General features: G+C 55.6%; 14 protein-coding genes. 4 read left to right on the top strand and 10 right to left on the bottom strand.

What is annotated here, in order from left to right; all coding sequences use genetic code 11:
• Positions 1–128: 128 nt before the first annotated feature.
• The 5 genes from B2R48_RS02725 to B2R48_RS02705 all read right to left on the bottom strand — a co-directional run bounded on the left by B2R48_RS02725 (position 129) and on the right by B2R48_RS02705 (position 5,147).
• The gene (locus B2R48_RS02725) at positions 129–1,022 is read right to left on the bottom strand and encodes a carbohydrate ABC transporter permease (RefSeq protein WP_296997517.1); all 894 of its coding nucleotides are present in this window, start codon (positions 1,020–1,022) and stop codon (positions 129–131) included.
• Between the two features lie 97 nt (positions 1,023–1,119).
• Positions 1,120–2,385, bottom strand: coding sequence for an ABC transporter substrate-binding protein (locus tag B2R48_RS02720; RefSeq protein WP_296997514.1), 1,266 nt, complete (start codon positions 2,383–2,385; stop codon positions 1,120–1,122).
• A gap of 16 nt (positions 2,386–2,401) precedes the next feature.
• Entirely contained in the window at positions 2,402–3,526 is a 1,125-nt protein-coding gene (locus B2R48_RS02715; RefSeq protein WP_296997511.1) for an ABC transporter ATP-binding protein, read from the bottom strand.
• A complete protein-coding gene (locus B2R48_RS02710; protein ID WP_062955544.1) occupies positions 3,523–4,308 on the bottom strand; it encodes a DeoR/GlpR family DNA-binding transcription regulator in 786 nt (261 codons plus the stop codon). Before B2R48_RS02710 ends, B2R48_RS02715 begins: the two co-directional genes overlap by 4 nt.
• Positions 4,309–4,562: 254 nt before the next feature.
• The gene (locus tag B2R48_RS02705) at positions 4,563–5,147 is read right to left on the bottom strand and encodes a TIGR00730 family Rossman fold protein (RefSeq protein WP_062955708.1); all 585 of its coding nucleotides are present in this window, start codon (positions 5,145–5,147) and stop codon (positions 4,563–4,565) included.
• Positions 5,148–5,493: 346 nt separating this feature from the next.
• Between B2R48_RS02705 and B2R48_RS02700 the strand changes: the two genes are divergently transcribed.
• The 4 genes from B2R48_RS02700 (at position 5,494) to pssA (ending at position 9,672) form a co-directional block, all read left to right on the top strand.
• Positions 5,494–6,474, top strand: coding sequence for a hypothetical protein (locus tag B2R48_RS02700; protein ID WP_296997505.1), 981 nt, complete (start codon positions 5,494–5,496; stop codon positions 6,472–6,474).
• Between the two features lie 235 nt (positions 6,475–6,709).
• Positions 6,710–7,924, top strand: coding sequence for an Ig-like domain-containing protein (locus B2R48_RS02695; protein WP_296997502.1), 1,215 nt, complete (start codon positions 6,710–6,712; stop codon positions 7,922–7,924).
• A gap of 165 nt (positions 7,925–8,089) precedes the next feature.
• Complete coding sequence (locus tag B2R48_RS02690; protein ID WP_062955546.1) at positions 8,090–8,812, top strand: phosphatidylserine decarboxylase; 723 nt, start codon at positions 8,090–8,092, stop codon at positions 8,810–8,812.
• Positions 8,812–9,672: a CDP-diacylglycerol--serine O-phosphatidyltransferase gene (gene pssA, locus B2R48_RS02685; RefSeq protein ID WP_062955547.1), complete on the top strand. Its 861-nt coding sequence runs from the start codon at positions 8,812–8,814 to the stop codon at positions 9,670–9,672. Before B2R48_RS02690 ends, pssA begins: the two co-directional genes overlap by 1 nt.
• Before the next feature lie 40 nt (positions 9,673–9,712).
• Here pssA and B2R48_RS02680 read toward each other — a convergent pair whose 3' ends face one another.
• From B2R48_RS02680 to B2R48_RS02660, 5 genes are all read right to left on the bottom strand, one after another.
• Positions 9,713–10,657 carry a transporter substrate-binding domain-containing protein gene (locus B2R48_RS02680; RefSeq protein ID WP_296997497.1) on the bottom strand — a complete coding sequence of 315 codons (945 nt, stop codon included), beginning with the start codon at positions 10,655–10,657 and terminating at the stop codon, positions 9,713–9,715.
• Between the two features lie 188 nt (positions 10,658–10,845).
• Positions 10,846–11,727 (bottom strand): TIGR02285 family protein, encoded by an 882-nt coding sequence (locus tag B2R48_RS02675; RefSeq protein WP_296997494.1) that lies wholly within the window; start codon positions 11,725–11,727, stop codon positions 10,846–10,848.
• Between the two features lie 358 nt (positions 11,728–12,085).
• The gene (locus B2R48_RS02670) at positions 12,086–15,283 is read right to left on the bottom strand and encodes an efflux RND transporter permease subunit (protein WP_062955550.1); all 3,198 of its coding nucleotides are present in this window, start codon (positions 15,281–15,283) and stop codon (positions 12,086–12,088) included.
• A 23-nt stretch (positions 15,284–15,306) separates the two neighbouring features.
• A complete protein-coding gene (locus B2R48_RS02665) occupies positions 15,307–16,479 on the bottom strand; it encodes an efflux RND transporter periplasmic adaptor subunit (protein ID WP_296997488.1) in 1,173 nt (390 codons plus the stop codon).
• A 116-nt stretch (positions 16,480–16,595) separates the two neighbouring features.
• Positions 16,596–17,180, bottom strand: a complete 585-nt coding sequence (locus B2R48_RS02660; RefSeq protein WP_296997485.1) for a PadR family transcriptional regulator — start codon at positions 17,178–17,180, stop codon at positions 16,596–16,598.
• Between the last annotated feature and the right edge of the window lie 2 nt (positions 17,181–17,182).

Below are 17,182 nucleotides of genomic sequence, written 5' to 3'. Positions count from 1 at the left end.
TGCCGCCCAGGCGGCAAACAGCAGCGGTGAAATCCAGACAATTGCGAGAACCCATGCGCCAAGTGCATCCAGTACCTTGTCGAGATCAGGCAGTTTGAGTGTGGTGTTGGCAGTGACGGTATCTGTTTTCATCGGTAGTGGGTCCGTTTTTCAACCAGTCGGAACTGCGCGACGGCGACAAGGCCAAGGGCCAGCAAGACAAGAATGGTCATGGCGGCGGCATGCGGGCTGTCGAAATAGGCAAATGCCATTTCCCAGATCCAGTACAGGATCAGTTTGGACGCATTGTTTGGTCCGCCCTTGGTCAGGATGAACAGATGGTCGATCAGCTTGACCGAATTGATCATCGCATTGACAAACACAAAGATCGTCGTCGGCATCAAAAGCGGTAGCAACACGCGGCGTGTATAGGTCCAGCGACCGACCCCCTCGATCCGGGCGGCTTCGCGCAGATCCGGCGGGATGGTCTGAAGGGCTGCCAGATAAAAGATCATGAAGAACCCGGCTTCCTTCCAGATCGTCACGATGATCACGGATGCCAGTGCCGTTTCCGGCTGTCCCAGCCAGTTGGTCGGCGATGCGCCAAAGAAGCCGGTGATCTGGTCAATCACCCCAAGATCGGGCGTATAGAAAAACAGCCACAAATTGGCCGCTGCAATCATTGGCAAAATGGTCGGCGTGAAATAGGCGCTGCGCACAAACGATCGCGCCGGGATATGGGCATTGGCCCAAAGCGCCATGACGAGCGCAAAGATAATCGAAACCGGGATGGTGACCCCGGCATAAATCAGGTTGTTGGTCGCAACCGTCCAAAAGGTCGAATCAGCAAACAGATCGCCATAATTTTCAAACCCGGCAAACACCGATGGTCGGCGTGATGTGCCGCGGCTAAACAGGCTGTGCCAAAAAGTCGCAATGGCCGGGTAAAAGGCAAACAGGCTCATCAGGGCCAGTGCCGGGGCGGCCAGCATCCAGCCATAAAGCGCCAGCCTGCGTTTTTGAAGTCGGGCCATTTCATTCATGGTCGGCACGTCCTGCGAAGAAATCAATTAATCAAAATCATCAAACAAAGGCGCCGAAGCGGGGAATATCCCGCTTCGGCGTGCAGATCGGGCGCTCTTAGTGGAAGGCCCGCAGAAGACGGTTGGCTTCGGCTTGCGCATCGCCAAGGGCTTCTTCCGGCGTTTTTTCACCGGTCAGGGCCGCCTGAATGGCGTTGTTCAGACCTTCGCGGACACGCGCGGTGTCATAGGTGGAAAACTCGGCAACCGAAACTTCAAGCTGATCACGCGCAACCAGTGCCGGCGGGAAGTCCGCAACATAGGCCTTAAGCGCGTCGGTTTCGTAGGCATCCGGGGTGACGCCAACATAACCGGTGGCAATCGACCATTCCGCTGCGCGTTCCGGTGCGGTCATGTATTTGATCAGCGCCAGCGATGCTTCTTTCTGCTCATCCGTTGAGTCCTTGAACAGATAGAAGTTGCCACCACCTGTCGGTGAACCCGGCTGCTTGTGTTTCGGCAGCATGGCAACGCCGAAATCAAACTGTGCTTCGCGCTTGACCGCCGACAGGTTGCCGGTTGAATGCCACATCATGGCTGTCTGACCCTGAACGAAGGCCTGACGCAGGGTTCCCCATTCAATGGTGCCTTCGGGCATGATTTTTTCTTCGGTCGCAAGATCGCGCCAGAACTGAAGCGCCTCGACAACCGCCGGATCATCGAAATAGGTCTCGGTGCCATCACCGCTCATCAGTTCCTTGCCATTCTGGATGGCAAAGCACTGGAACATCCAGTACGGATACCCGGTCGAAGGCACCATCAGGCCCCATTTGCCGTCTTTCGAAAGCGCCTTGCCAGTCGTTACCAGTTCTTCCCAGGTCTGGGGCGGCATTTCCGGATCAAGACCGGCTTCGCGGAACAAGTCCTTGTTGTAGTACATGACAATGGTCGAACGCTGGAACGGGATGCCCCAGGTTTTGCCATCGACTTCGCCATTGGCCATCAGCGCCGGATAGAAGCCATTCAGCCATTCCTTGTCTTCGGCGGTTTTGACGACATCATCAAACGGAACAATCAGGTCCTGTTCGATCAGGTCATAGACGTCGATTGAAAACATCACGGAAAGCTGTGCCGGATCGCCGCTTTTGATAGCCGAAACCGCGCGCAGGCGGGTGTCGTCATAGTTGCCGGCATAGATGGCGTTGACTTTGACGTCCGGGTTTTCGGCTTCAAAGCCTTCGATCATGCCGTCAATGACGCTGGTCAGCGGGCCGCCAACAGCGACGGGATAATACATGGTCAACTCGGTCGCAGCAAAGGCCGGGCTTGCCGCCGTTGCCATCAGTCCGGCCGCGATTGCAGCACTGGTTACGATGTTACGCATGGACAATAGTTCCCTGTTAAAGTGTCGAAGTTGCAGTGTCAGGTTGAGAGGTGATCTTGGTAACGTGCGCTGATGTGCCCGGTACCGTCGGTGTCAGACGATGACCGTGTTCGCCATCAAACCAGTGGGCCGCAGCGCCAGCCCAACTGAGCGAGACTTCCGTCCCCGGCGAAATTTCAACGCGACCGGGCAGGCGGGCGGTGGCCCCATCCGTTCCCGGGATCGCGACAAAGACAAATGTTTCTGCACCCAAAAACTCGCTGCCGGTCACGGTGGCGGGAATGCCCCACGGTTGCTGACCAAGCTTGGTCGACAGGATCAGGTCTTCGGGACGGATGCCAAATGTCAGGTGTTTGGCATCAAGTCCGTCGGGGATGACCGAGGTTGGCAGGGCGTTTGCCGGTATAAGCGCCATGGGTGGGCTGCCAACAAAACCGGCGGCAAAGGCGGTGGCGGGTTTAAGGTAAAGGTCGGCGGGGTTGCCAACCTGCTCGATCCGACCGTCTTTCATCAGGATGACGATGTCGGCCATGCTCATGGCCTCGGTCTGATCGTGGGTGACATAAACAACCGTAATGCCAAGGCGCTGTTGCAGGTCGCGGATATCCTTGCGCACGGCATGGCGCAGCTTGGCATCAAGATTTGATAGCGGCTCATCCATGAGGCACAGCGGATGACCGGCAACAATGGCGCGCGCCAGTGCCACGCGCTGACGCTGCCCACCGGAAAGCTGGGCCGGTTTGCGGTCTTCGAACCCTTCAAGGCCGGTGACGAGCAGGGCATCGGTCAGGCGGGTGTTGATTTCATTTTTCTTTGTTTTGCGGACCTTGAGGCCAAAGACGATGTTTTCGGCAACGCTCAGATGCGGGAACAGGGCATAGGACTGAAACACCATCGACAGGCCGCGCTTGGATGGCGGGGTGCTTGTGACGTTCTTGCCATCAATCGCAATGGTTCCCTGATCGGCGGTTTCAAGACCGGCAATCAGACGCAGGGTTGTCGACTTGCCACAGCCCGATGGCCCCAGCAGGACGACAAAGCTTCCGCGCGGAATGTCGAGTGACAAGTCATGCACGCCATTGCCGCCGTTAAACACGCGCGACACAGCATTGATGCGAATAAAGGGGGACTGGTTGGTCATTCGTAACTTTCGCTTTTGGCAATTTGCAGACGCGCGCGAACGTCCTGACGGTCAAATAACGGATCGAAAACGCCACCAGGCGCGCCATCGACCACGATCAGGTCAGGGTCGGTCAAATGGCCGCCCTTGGCCGGGGCCGGGCGGCCGAATTTGGATTGATCGGCAACAAGGATAGAGTTGCGGCAATTGGCGGCAATCGCCTGACGCAGTGAAACTTCGCGATGATCGAAATCGGTAAGCGTCCCGTCGGGCTCAACACCGCCAACGCCAAACAGGCCAAAATCGACCTTGTATTTGTTAAACATTGCCTCTGCCTCGGGGCTGATGACATCGCGATCGGGCAGGCGCAACGTGCCACCGGGAATGACAATCCGGTTGCCGGTATTGTTGCCCAGCGCCATGGCGGCATTCATGTTGTTGGTGATCACGGTCAGGTGGCGATGATCGGCCAGATTAAGCGCGACCAGTTCAAGCGTGCTGCCGATCCCGATCAGTATGGAGGCCCCGTCGGGGATCAGGCTTGCGACATGCAGCGATATGGCATGTTTGGCGGCGATATTGGTGACCTGCCGGCTTTCATAGGACAGGTTCATGCCCGGTTCGCCTGCATATTCAACGCCACCATGGCGTCGGCGCACCAGATTGGCATCGCTGAGCATATTGACGTCGCGCCGCACGGTTTGCGGGGTAACGTCAAAATGCGCGGCCAGCTTGTCAATCGAGATAAAGCTGTCACGGCGCAGGATATCGATGATGTCGCGTTGTCGCGCGGAAATATTCATATGATCGTTCAATTTGTTGTTTTGAACATGAAAACGATCATAGGCGGCTTCGTTGTCACTACGGTTTCAAGTAAGTGACATTCGTGTGAATGTTCCGACGGTTGCAAACGGCCCGGAAATCATGGGTTTGATAGAGCTGATCAAATGAACCACGCCGCCAGATCGCGGGTAGATGTGACGGGGACGGAACAAAAAACGCCGCCCGATCTGGCTCGGACGGCGTCGTGAAGCGTGCAATTGGCGCTTTGCTTGGATCAGAACAGCTTTTCGCGCGGGTCAAAGCGCGGGGCCGGTTCGGCGGCAAGCTGTTCAAACACCTCTTCAAGGGTGTCGGCAACGGTATAAAGGTTCTTGTGGCTTGGGCGGGCAAAGCCCTCCTCAATGATGCCGTCAATCATGTCAAAGCATTTGTCCCAGTAGCCCAGCGCATTAAGGAACACCATCGGTTTGTCATGAATGCCCAGTTGGCGCAGTGTCATGGCTTCAAACGCTTCATCAAGGCTGCCAAGCCCGCCCGCCAGGGTAACGAAAGCGTCCGATCGTTTGAACATCTCGACCTTGCGTTCATGCATGGACTTGCAAATGATCAGCTCGGACAGGCCGGTATGGCCAACTTCGATATCGTCAAGATGGGCCGGGATGATGCCGACAACTGTTCCGCCATTTTGCATGACGCCATTTGCCACAGCGCCCATAAGGCCGATGCGGCCCCCGCCATATACCAGTGTGATGTCGCGTTCGGCCATCATCTTGCCAAATGCGATGGCGTTTTCCATGTGTCGCGGGTCCTTGCCGTCCGAAGCACCGCAAAAGACACAGATTGATTTTATTTTCGTCATGGCGACCTGCCTTGTGTTTTTTGTTTCGCAGGTAGCGGGACGGCGCATGTGGTGCGCTTCGTCCCGTACGGAAAGCGACCATAACCGATCAAATCGCATCTGTGGCAGTAATTTCCGCATAGCAGCATCTGAAATTTAAATGACACGCCTGTGCCCAGATTTGATCGTCTTTGGCCGCATTGTTGCCAATTGGCTGTGGGATTAATCGGCAAGGCTTGGAAACCTGCGGATCGCGCGCTTTTTGTCGCAGGGTTAACAAGTTCTGAACCTGATTGTGGGATGGGTAGTTTTCAATGCAGGAAACTGCGCTCGGCGTAACCATAAAAAGAAGGCAGGACCGCCCAACGTGTTTGTCGATAGTCCTTTCATTCTCGCTATTATGATATCGGGCATCATTGCTGCTGTTCTGATGCTGGCCTTGTGGCTGGGGTTGGAACGCGCGATTGCGCGCCGTCTTGTGCTGGGCGCAATCATCCCGGCGGTCGCCGTTGCGGTACCCGCGGCCATTGGCTTGCCCGAAACCGCGCGTGGGGGTGTGGGGGCGGCACTTCTGATGCTTGTACTTGGTGGTGTCTGTGGCGCGATCATGGATATTTCGCGACTTTCGGAACGCATCTCGATGGGGGTCGCGGGGGTGATCCTGCTGCTGGGTGCATGGCTGGTTCTGGCCGCGCCAGTGAGCGGGCTTTTATACCATCCGACTGCGATCCAGATCGCAGCATGGCTGGCCTTTCTGCTGATCGGGGGCTGCTTCCTGTGGGTGACCCGCCCGGATTTCTCCGAAGATGACGAAGAAGTCGCGAAACCGGCCAAGGGCAGGAAAGCCAAAGGGGCCAGGTCAAAGGCCACCAAATCCTCGGCAGCGGAAGCGACGGTCGATATTGAAAGCCTTGCCAAACCCGGGCCGGTCGCGGTTTTGATGACCCTGGCACTGGGGCAGGGGATCGTTGTGCATCTGTTCGGACTGAATGATTTTGTTGTCTTGCAGGCAGCCCTGAGCGTTGCGCTGATTGTGGCCCTGATTTCTGAAAAGGCGGCACCACAATATCGTGTGGCCGTTTGGCTCGGTGTTGTCGGGGCGCTGATGGCAGGGGCTGCAAGTGCGATGATCATTGTTCCGGCATCCTGCCTTGCCTTTGCCGTGCTGCTGCTGGTGGTGTCCGGCCGTCAGGCATCTGTCCGGTTGGCAGCCCATCTTCCGGGTGATAATCCCGCACAGGCGGTGCTTTTGGGGACGGTCATAAAGGTTGGTGTTCTTGCCTTGCCACTGATCATTGCGGCCCTTGTCGCCTATGTCGGTGCTGAAATGGCGGCAAGAGGTCTCTGAGTGTATGGGTAATGTCCGGCAAGTACTCTGAATCTCTTCATCTTTGCCTAACGGTTGCGCTGTATCGTTTGTTCGTTACGTTATGGAAACTGCGCGCTGAAAGTAGTACAAGTTTCTAATTAACGTGCTCGGACGGGTTGTTTGAGGGGAATATGGCAAACAATTTCAATGTCTTGAGCGCGAGCGGTAGGGCAAGGACCTATTTAACTATAAACATCGTTCAAGGATATTTCCGGTGAAGCGACCCTATATCCTCGTCATTGTCGGCGTTGTATTGATCATTGCAGCGATTGCGCTGAATTATATGCTGACCAAGAGTGCGGACGAAGAAACCGCACCGGCAGTAACACAGGCGCCTTCGGTTACCACTGAAACGACGCCCAGCGAACCGGCATCGGAACCGGACAGCGCGCAGGATGCTGCCGCGCCTGAAATCGCCAATCCAAGCTTTGATGTCGTGCGCATCGGCCCGGACGGAAATGCCGTCATCGCAGGCCGCGCCGAACCCAACAGCACGGTCCGCATTCGCGAAGGTGAAGAGGTGATTGGCGAAGCCACAGCCGATGAACGCGGCGAATGGGTTGTTCTGCCAAACAAGCCGCTGGCAAGTGGCGATCGTGAATTGTCGCTTGAGGCCGAAGACGAGACTGGCAAGGTTGCCAAGTCCGAGGACAAGATCGTTGTTCTGATCCCCGAGGAAGAAGCACCTGCGTCGACACCGGCGCCTGCCCCTGAGAGTGATCCGGCAACCGAAACGGCCGAAGCACCAGCAACAACCGAAACAACAGAAACAACCAAAGCAGCGGATGGTGCAGATGGTGTATCGGCGCAATCTGAGGAAGCTTCCAGCGAACCGGCCAAGGAAAAGCAGCCGATTATCGCGCTTAAGGTCCCGTCCGAAGGTGATGGTGCCGCAACCGTGATGCAGGGTCCCGCACCAGAGGCCGCATCCGCACCCGAAGCGGAAGCAACCGAAACACAGGATCCAAGCCTGCCGCGCCTGTCGATTGATATCGTTGATTACGATACCGAAGGCCGCGTTGCGATGTCGGGCAAAGCCGATCTGGATCACACGGTTCGGATTTACCTTGATAACAAGCATGTTGGCACCGCACCGGCCGATGAAAACGGCAACTGGGCGCTGACCATCGGTGAGCCGATTGAACCGGGCAACTATACGATGCGTGCCGATCAGCTTGACAGTTCGGGTAACGTCACCGCACGCGTTGAAATTCCGTTCGAGCGGGCACGACCCGATCAAATCCTTGAACCGGGGTCACGCTATGTCGTTCAACCGGGCAACAGCCTGTGGCGTATTGCGCGCCGCACCTATGGCGAAGGCCTGAAATACTGGGTGATCTATCATCAGAACCGCAATCAGATCCGCGATCCTGACCTGATTTACCCGGGGCAGATTTTTGCACTGCCGAACGAAGAAATTCAGCAATAAGCATCACTTTTCTTTTCGAGGGGCAAAGCACATGGTAAGTGTGTTTTGCCCCTTTTACGTACTGAACCTAAGTTTGGGGCCAAACATATGACGCGGGTTGCGTTGCCCTTTGTCATCACTAGATGCTAGGGAAGCGCCCGCACGGTACCAAGCGTACCAATTGATATGCCCAACCATGGCAACCAGGGAATTAAGACTTTGAAATCCGTTCTTGTGCCGATCAATCCGGAAGGCTGGAAATTCGTTGCGATCTTTGCAGCGATCACTGTGGGCTTGTTCCTGATTGCGGAACCGCTGGGCTGGATCGGCGTGATCCTGACACTTTGGTGCGCGTATTTCTTCCGCGACCCGGATCGTATTACCCCGATCGACGAAAATCTGGTGATTTCGCCAGCAGATGGCCGTGTTTGCATGATTTCGCAGGCACCGCTGCCCAAGGAACTCGAACTTGATGACAAGACCCCGCGCACGCGTGTGTCGATCTTCATGAATGTGTTCAACGTCCATGTGAACCGCTGCCCGGTCAATGGCGAGATCATTGGCGAGGCCTATGTGCCCGGCAAGTTCGTCAATGCGGAACTCGACAAGGCATCGGAAAACAACGAACGCCAGATCCTTCTGGTGCGTGACAAGGAAGGCCGCGAGTTTGGTGTTGTCCAGATCGCTGGTCTGGTTGCACGTCGTATTCTGTGTGATGTCGGCACCGGGTCACAGCTTAAGGCAGGCGAACGTTTCGGCCTGATCCGATTTGGCTCGCGCGTGGATGTTTATCTGCCAGAAGGCGTGTCACCCAATGTGATTGTCGGACAAACCACGATTGCCGGTGAAACCGTCCTTGCCGATGTCTCGGTCAAGGACAAGGACGCGGCCGTCGGGGAGATCCGCTAATGGCAGGCGGCATCGATCCCATTCGTCGTCCCCGTCGCTTCAAGGCGATGTCGCTCACACGGCTGGTGCCCAATGTGGCAACGATAATGGGCATGTGTGCCGGTCTGACCTCGATCCGCTTTGCAATGCAGGATCGTTGGGAGGCCGCAGTTGCCGCCATTCTGATTGCCGGGATTATTGACGGTCTTGATGGCCGTCTGGCACGGATGCTGAATGCATCCAGCCGCTTTGGCGGCGAGCTTGACAGCCTGTCGGACTTTGTGTGCTTTGGCGTCGCACCGGCGATGATGCTGTATTTCTGGTCGCTGCATGAATTTGGCGGTATTGGCTGGGCTTTGTCATTGCTGTTTGCCGTTTGCATGATGCTGCGTCTGGCGCGCTTTAATACCCAGATGCTGGGCGAACCGGAATTGCCGACATGGGCCTATCGGTTCTTTACCGGGGTTCCGGCCCCGGCAGCCGCGGCCCTTGCGATGTGGCCGATTGTGCTGACCTTCCAGTTTGGCGAAGGCATCTTTGACAGCCCCTATATCGTTGCGCCCTATGGCGTGATTATCGCGGGTCTGATGGTGTCGCGCTTGCCGACATTCAGCTTCAAGAAGGTCAAGGTGCCGCGTGCCTGGGTGCTGCCATTGATGCTGGCGTTCGGGGCGTCGGTGGCGTTTCTGGTATCCTCGCCGTGGCTGACGCTTTCGGTGATTGCCGCGATCTATTTCATCACCTTCCCGCTGTCCTATCGCTCCTATCGTCGCATGGGGGTCGAGAACCAGCAGCGTCGCGATGAGCAGGATGAAGAAGAGGATGACGGCGAGCCCGATGACGACCCGGAAGACGGGTTGAACCGCGTCCATCAAAACTGATCACCCATCAAAAAAGCCGGCAAATTTGCCGGCTTTTTCTTTAATAACGAACAGCGTGTGCTTCCTGAAAGCGTGCTGTTTCCTCTGGCGAGAGAAATTCAAGAAAATCCGCGATCCATGGCAGGTGTTGGGCTGCTGATATTTCTGCATTGATCTTTGCGATCAATGCGTGGCCTGTCGGGGTGGGGCTGCAGGCAAATCGGCCATAGAAAATATCAGGCATACCTTCGATCGGCAGTGCTTTTATCTTTGCGCCTGTAGCATCGCGATCAAACAAATATGTTGCTTCTGTCGGGTAGGCCAAAAACCAGTCGATGCGGCCAAGTGCGAGCATTCGGGTAAAGTCGGCTGTTTGGCGTGTTGCCTGTATGTGACTGCGGCTTTTGTGCGTACGAAGAGCGCGGTCTACCACAGCTCCATAGGATCTGCCTATTTCAATGGCTGTCGAAAACCCGTCCTCAAGAAGCAGCTGCGTCAGGGAGATCTCGTTGTCGTCATTCAGGAAGGCTGCGAATTCGTCCTCACGATTGGCTTCAATGATGACAGACACTGGAAGCACCGGAAATAGTGGTTCGCTGAAGACAAAATCCTTTGCCCTGTCGGGCGTTTCAAGCATGTCCGGCACGCAGACCGCTTTGACATTGTCCATCGGTGTGGCACGCATAAATTCCTGTGCACGTTCGCGTGGCAGCGTCTCGATGAAGATGTTCTGCTCTGACAGGCGTGCAATCAACCAGTCAATCGCGGAGACGCCCATGCCGGCCAGTTCACCGCTGCGTTCGTAGAAGAATGGTGGAATCGCATCGATAGCCCACATGACATCTCCCCGTACTTCTCCTGCTTGCGGGGACTGTTCATGGGGGGACGCAGTGTTCAAGCCATTGCTTGCCGATGTTGGCATGGTCATGAGCGCGGTCGTCATCGCGATAACGGTAATGGCGATGGTCGCCCATGCGAAGGGCCGGTTTTTAACAGAAGAAGGCACAGGCATATAGGTCCGGTTGGGAACAGGGTGATCAACGGCAACCAATTGCCGATGACAGGGCGTTGTAACGTGTTCGGACGAGATTGCATTAGAGATATGTCAAATAGGGTCGTTTCGACAACAGAGGTGCACGCATGGCTGACCTGTGAGTGTTCAAAACACCAGATGCGGTGAATTGGAAAGCGCGTTTAGCGCTGAGACTGTTCGGTTGGGCTGTATTCCAAACGGGCTTCGAAATGTTCGGAATGGATGTACTGGTCGCGCGCGGCATAGAACCATTCACGGTCGCCGGGACCAAGCCATTGGGCATAGAACTCTGTCCAGGGCATGGTCGGGTTTTCTTCGATGATGGTGTTGATTTTCGCAATCGTCTGCTTGCCGAGCGGTGTGTTCGCGCAGCCAATGGTGCCTTCAAGCAAGGTGGTATTGCCGGCAATTGGCAGGGCCTTGATTGCAAGTTCTGGCGTTAACAGACGGCGGTAATATTCTGCCTCGGACGGGAAATAAAGCGTCCAGTCGATCCTGCCAAGGTCAAGCATGCGGACAAACTTGGTATCCTCTGCGACCTGCATGACCTGATTGGTCTCGCGGAACTGGTTGATGTGTGTATCTACATTTCTGCCATAGGCACGTCCGATGCGGATCGCTGCTGAAAGGTTTTCGTCGCCCAGAATCCTGTCGAGTTCGATGTGACCCTCGTCATTGAGATACGGGGTAAAGCGGTCCTCATCTTCCGCCCGAATGACGACCGAAACCGGCAGATGCAGCAAAACGGTATCGGCAAAAGTTATATATTTGCGTCGTTCCGGGGTGGGGATCAGTGTTGTTGAGCAGCGCAAGTCCCCGTCGCCGTTTTTCATTTCGGCCAGAAGACGGGCAAGGGGCACAAGCAGTACATCGTGATCGTATTGCGGAAGCTGGGCGGCAAACCAGTTCTGGGTATCGGCGGCATAGCCGCTCAGTTTGCCGGACTCATTGATGAAAGCCGGTGCAAAGGACGGGACAGCCCAGACAAGGGATTGATGATCTGGTGATGTGTCTTCGGCCACAGCCCCATGGGGCGTGAGCACACTTAACAGACCTAGTGTGCAGGTAAGTCCAAATGCCAGTGATCGTGCTTTATGCCAATGGGCCCATGCCATGAAATACCTTTGTTCCCGCGAGAAAACAGCTTTGAAAATGATTTCTAGAATACGTTTAGAATTCTTAGCAAAGTGTGTATCGCATGCCGCATTCATACAAATTCCAAAGCCAAATGTCACATGGTTATAATAAAGTGATTAATGTGGTTTTTCAAAGGCTGCGCGATACATGTGATGTCGCAGTCCAAAAAGAACCGGCCCCCAAAAAGGGGGCCGGTCTAACCGCGCGGCGGGGTCGGGGGAAAATGTCGCGCGGCTATGGGGTTTAAGGACTTGCTGACCTGTTTTATGGCGCCTGCTTCTTTGACCTGCCAAACCAGGCTGATACGGCAGATTTCAACCGTGATCCGATATTCATGTTTCGGATAAGGTTGCCGAGCTTGTGGCGCATCATCAACGCACAAGGCGTGAAGATCAGGGTCAAAGCAGTCGCAAAGGCCAGGCCAAACGCGATAGAGGTCGAAAGCTGAACCCACCACTGCGTGGAAGGTGCACCGACCGAAACATCGCGGGCGGCAAAGTCGATATTGATCTGCAAGACCATCGGTACCAGACCTAGAATGGTCGTGATCGTGGTCAGCATCACCGGACGCAGACGTTGCGCACCAGTTTGCAGGATGGCGGCCTCGATGCTGCTTGCGGTGTGCTTGAGCCGGTCAAACGTATCAATCAGAACGATGTTGTTGTTCACCACAATCCCGGCAAGCGCCACAATCCCGATCCCGTTCATCACAATCGAGAAGGCCTGCCCGGTGATCATCAGTCCCAGGAACACGCCAGCCGTGGACATGATGATGGCGACCATGATCATCAGCGAACTTGAGATGCTGTTAAACTGCGTCACCAGAATGATGAACATGATGAAGAGCGCGATCGAGAAGGCGTTTTGCAGGAATTCAGCAGACTTTTTCTGTTCTTCGTCCTGTCCTTTGAATTCAATCGAAACGCGCGGATCAAGTTCAAGTGTGCTCATCCACTTCTTGACTTCACCCAGTTTGGTATCGACCAGAACCCCTTCCTGCACGTCGGCCTTTACGGTCAGTGCGCGGCGGCTGTCAACGCGGGTCAGCGTGCCGGTTTTGGGCTTGGGCGTGCGTTTGATAAAGTTCGACAGCGGCACCAGACCTTTGTCGGTCACGATCTTGAGGTTTTGCAATTCCTCAAGCGAGCGATACTGGGCCGGATAGCGTCCGACAATATCAATCTCCTCGGTTGAGTCGTCCGGGCGATAGGTCGAGAAATTGATGCCATTGGTCACCAGTTTGACGACATTGCCAATCTGGTTGATGTCAGCACCAAATTTCAGGGCTTGTGCGCGGTCAACGCTGTATTCCCAGTCAATGCCCGGGGGGGACTTCCCGTCTTCGAAGTTATAAAGCCCGCCCATTTCCTGCAAACCGGTCATCAACGTGGTCGCGGTTTGATCAAGAAGTTCGGGATAGAAGGAACGTAGCTGGATCTGGATGTCCTTGCCTTGTGGCGGACCTGCTTCCTGGGCGCGGACCTCGATCCGGATACCGGCCAGATCAGCAGTTTCGGCCAGAATGCGTTTTTCGATCTCGGTCGCCTTGGGGCGGGTCTGCCAATCGGCGTATTCAAGCTGAACCACACCAATCACGTCTTCGGCTGCTTCATTGCCACCCGCGCCCGAGCCGGACCGGGCATAGACAGTATCAAACCAGTTTTCGCCTTCGTGATGGGTATCAAGGGCAAGAATACGGTTTTCCACCTCACGCAACAGGGTGTCCTGCTGATAGTAGGACATGTTGCCACGTGCGCGCACCTGAACAACGGCGACTTCGGGTTCGACCGCCGGGAAGAATTCAACGCCCTTGCCCAGCTGTCCAAATGCTGCCCAGACCGAAACCAGCACAACAAAGGCGGCGGGCACAATCAGCCAATAGAACCGCAGGCAGCCCTTGAGCATCCGGACATAAACCCCGGTGCCACCTTTGACCTTTTCGATGTCATCGCCATGGTCGGCGGCGATGGCTTCAAGGCTTTCGTTGTTTTGGCTGCCCGGCCTGCCGAACCACGCGCCAACGGTTGGCACGAAGATCAATGCCATGGCAAGCGATGCCGTCAGGGTGAACAGCACCGTGATCGGCAGGAATTTCATGAATTCCCCGACAATATCGGGCCAGAAGGCCAGCGGCAGGAAAGCCGCAAGGGTGGTTGCCGTTGATGCAATGATCGGAAGCGCCATGCGTTTTGCCGCAAGCGGGTAGGCCTTGCTGCGATGCAGGCCTTCGATCATTTTACGATCAGCATATTCCGTGACCACAATGGCCCCGTCGACCAGCATCCCGACGGCAAGAATAAGACTGAACAGCACGACGATATTGACCGTCATGCCCAATGCCCACAGCACAAGGATCGCGGTCAGGAAGGAGCCCGGAATGGCAAGCCCGACCAAAAGGCCAGAGCGCCAGCCAAGGGCCCAGATCACCACAACCATCACCAGCAGGATCGCAAGGATCACACTGTTCTGAAGGTCGGTCAGCATCGTGCGGATATCCGATGACTTGTCCTGCGAATAACTGACTGTCAGGTTCGGCGGGAAGCTTTCCTGGGCTTCTGCGGTGGTGGCCTTGATGGCATCGATAACTTCGATGATGTTTTCGCCAACACGTTTGGAAACCTCGATCGCAATCGCCGGTTCGCCGTTCAGGCGGGCAAAGCTTTCGGCATCCTTGAAGGTACGGCGCACCTCGCCAATGTCGCGGAAGCGGATGACGGAATCACCATCAACCAGAAGCGGCATATCAAGAATGTCATCAACGCTTTCAAAAAGACCGGGCACCTTGATGTTGAAGCGTCCGTTACCGGTATCAACGGCGCCGGCCGCCACAAGCGCGTTCGAATTGCGCACCAGTGTCACGATATCGACACCGTTCAGGCGGTAGGCCTCGATCTTCATCGGGTCGATGATGAATTCGACCAGTTCTTCACGGTCACCGGCCAGGTTGGCCTCAAGAACCGCAGGCAGGCCTTCAATCGCGTCTTTCAGGTCACGTGCCATGCGCAGCAATGCACGTTCAGGCACATCACCGGAAAGCGTAACAACCAGAACCGGGAACAGCGACAGGTTGACTTCGTGAACTTCGGGGTCATCGGTGTCGTCAGGCAGCTCGGATTTGGCGATATCAACCCGTTCGCGGACATCGGCCAGTGCTTCGTCGATCTCGACGTCAGAATAAAATTCAAGGGTTACGGATGCGCCGTCCTGATAGGACTGCGAACGCATTTCCTTCACCCCTTCGATGGACCGAAGTTCCTGTTCCATCGGGCGCAAAAGAAGACGTTCGGCATCTTCGGGTGAAACACCGTCATGATGCATGGTGACATACAAAACCGGGATTTGCACATCCGGGTCGGCTTCCTTGGGAATGGCGTTATAGCCTGCCCAGCCTGCAGCCAGCAGCAGAATAAGAACCAGAATGACGGTGCGCGACCTGTTCAGCGCGTGATCAATCAGGGACATGTCTTATCTCCTCATGATACGCGCTAGTGCGCGGTGTTTTCTGAAAGGGTCTGGCCGTTTTCACCGGCCCCTGAAACAGGCGAGTTTTCATCCTGCATGATGGGCAGGCCATCCTTGTCTGTTTCAAGGTGGACAACATTGGCGGTTGCACCTTCCTTGACCCAGTCATGGCCAACAACGATCAGCTCAAACTCTTCGGGAAGGCCACCGATCCAGATGCGGTCGCGGCTGCCGCCCTGCAGTTCGACCGGCAGAAAATCGACCTTGTTGTCATCAACAATGGCGCGAACACCCAGTTCGCCCTCGTCATTGAGTGTCAGTACAGAAGACGTCACCTGATGGGCGCGTTTGGTGCCGACCGGAATTTCAAGCTGGGCGGTCATGCCATCGGGAATGCGCAGATCGGCATTTTCCATTTCGACTTCAACACGGAAGGTGCGGGTGTCATTGTCCGATACGCGTGCGGTATAGCGCACAATACCGTCATGCGTACTGCCATCAAACAGCGTGACTGTGGCCAACTGCCCAAGATCAATCGCGCGGATGGAATGTTCGGGCACATGGGCAACGACAAGCATCGGGTCGCCCTGAATAAGCGTCGCAAGCGGATCACCAATCGAAAGAAGGTCTCCGACCTCGGCCGGGCGTTCTTCAACAATGCCGTCAAATGGCGCGCGGATTTCAGTATTGCCAAGTTCCGTGCGCGCAATGGTCAGATCAGCCCGTGCTTCCTCGAGCAGGGCAAGCGCCTGCGCGACGCCGGTTTTGGAGCGATAATTCTTCTGGGCCAGACTTTCAGCAGCGGAATGTTCAAGTTCGCGCTGGGCCACAAGGGCACGGGCCTTGGCAACACGGGCCTGACGGTCGCCAATGTCGAGACGGGCAATCAAGTCGCCTTTCTGAATGGCTTGACCCTTGACCGCGCCGATTTCAACGACACGGGCTTCGGTTTCGGCACGAATTTCAACAGAAATGACCGCTTCGGTGCGTCCGGTAATGCGCAGATGATCAACGTGATCAACCGCTTTGCTGGTGATGGTTCGCACACTGGCCAATGGCTTGGCGGTTTCGCTTTCGCTCGCGGTGTCGTTTGCTGCGGTCTGATCGGTCGCATCATCTCCCGTCATATAGGAGCTGCCGATCCATATAACGGTCCCTACGACCAGCAGAATAGCGATCAGTCGAGAAGCGTTCATTGTTCTGTTCCCTCAAATATTCCGTTGCCGGAATGCGTCAGTGGCAGTATCGGGCGCGTCTTGCGCTCTGTGTTTCCTCGCCATGCAATCTTGCGTGCTGCTTTGGCATCGGCCTGTCAGGATTTTTTGGTCTTGCGACTTTTCAGTTCATCAAGCAGGCCTTGCTTGTTTTCTCGAATAAACTTCAGCGTTGCGTCACACATGGCCTGTCCCAGCCCGGCAACAAAACAACATCCCGGTTTGAGTTCGCCATTTTCATCGCGGACATTCGATTTTTGATGCGCCGGTTTGTCGGTGCTTTCCGGATCAATCTGCTGGCTCATCAACTCGTGACGTGCGGCAAACTCGTCAATCAGTGCTTCGGTCAGCTCGATGGGCATTTCCTCGGCAAAGGTCAGCATGAACAGAATGTCGGACCGATAGCGATCTTCAGCCGGTCTTGTTTGCAAAAGGGTGCGCAGGAATGTGCGGCGCCCTTCTTGCGTCAGTTGATAGATCTTCTTGTCCGGTCTGTTTTCCTGTTCATGTTCAACAAATGTCACCAGACCATCCAGGGTCAATTTGGTCAGTGCAGGATAGATCGAACCAAGGGACGCAATTTGAAAATGACTGAAGGTGCCATCTTCAAACATCTTGCGGATTTCATATCCTGTTGCCTCGCCACCCATCAGGGCACCCAGACATAAAGTACGTACGTCCATCT

The organism is Thalassospira sp. UBA848, assembly GCF_002295455.1.
Taxonomy (GTDB): Bacteria; Pseudomonadota; Alphaproteobacteria; order Rhodospirillales; family Thalassospiraceae; genus Thalassospira.
Note: the sequence above shows the minus strand (reverse complement) of the source record. Positions and strands in the feature narration are given on the sequence as shown.

What these genes read in the sequence shown, in the direction of transcription:
- B2R48_RS02725 (WP_296997517.1), bottom strand. Translation starts at nt 1,022, where the DNA reads ATGAATGAAATGGCCCGACTTCAAAAACGCAGGCTGGCGCTTTATGGC.
- B2R48_RS02720 (WP_296997514.1), bottom strand. Translation starts at nt 2,385, where the DNA reads ATGCGTAACATCGTAACCAGTGCTGCAATCGCGGCCGGACTGATGGCA.
- B2R48_RS02715 (WP_296997511.1), bottom strand. Translation starts at nt 3,526, where the DNA reads ATGACCAACCAGTCCCCCTTTATTCGCATCAATGCTGTGTCGCGCGTG.
- B2R48_RS02710 (WP_062955544.1), bottom strand. Translation starts at nt 4,308, where the DNA reads ATGAATATTTCCGCGCGACAACGCGACATCATCGATATCCTGCGCCGT.
- B2R48_RS02705 (WP_062955708.1), bottom strand. Translation starts at nt 5,147, where the DNA reads ATGACGAAAATAAAATCAATCTGTGTCTTTTGCGGTGCTTCGGACGGC.
- B2R48_RS02690 (WP_062955546.1), top strand. Translation starts at nt 8,090, where the DNA reads ATGCCCAACCATGGCAACCAGGGAATTAAGACTTTGAAATCCGTTCTT.
- pssA (WP_062955547.1), top strand. Translation starts at nt 8,812, where the DNA reads ATGGCAGGCGGCATCGATCCCATTCGTCGTCCCCGTCGCTTCAAGGCG.
- B2R48_RS02670 (WP_062955550.1), bottom strand. Translation starts at nt 15,283, where the DNA reads ATGTCCCTGATTGATCACGCGCTGAACAGGTCGCGCACCGTCATTCTG.
- B2R48_RS02665 (WP_296997488.1), bottom strand. Translation starts at nt 16,479, where the DNA reads ATGAACGCTTCTCGACTGATCGCTATTCTGCTGGTCGTAGGGACCGTT.
- B2R48_RS02660 (WP_296997485.1), bottom strand. Translation starts at nt 17,180, where the DNA reads ATGGACGTACGTACTTTATGTCTGGGTGCCCTGATGGGTGGCGAGGCA.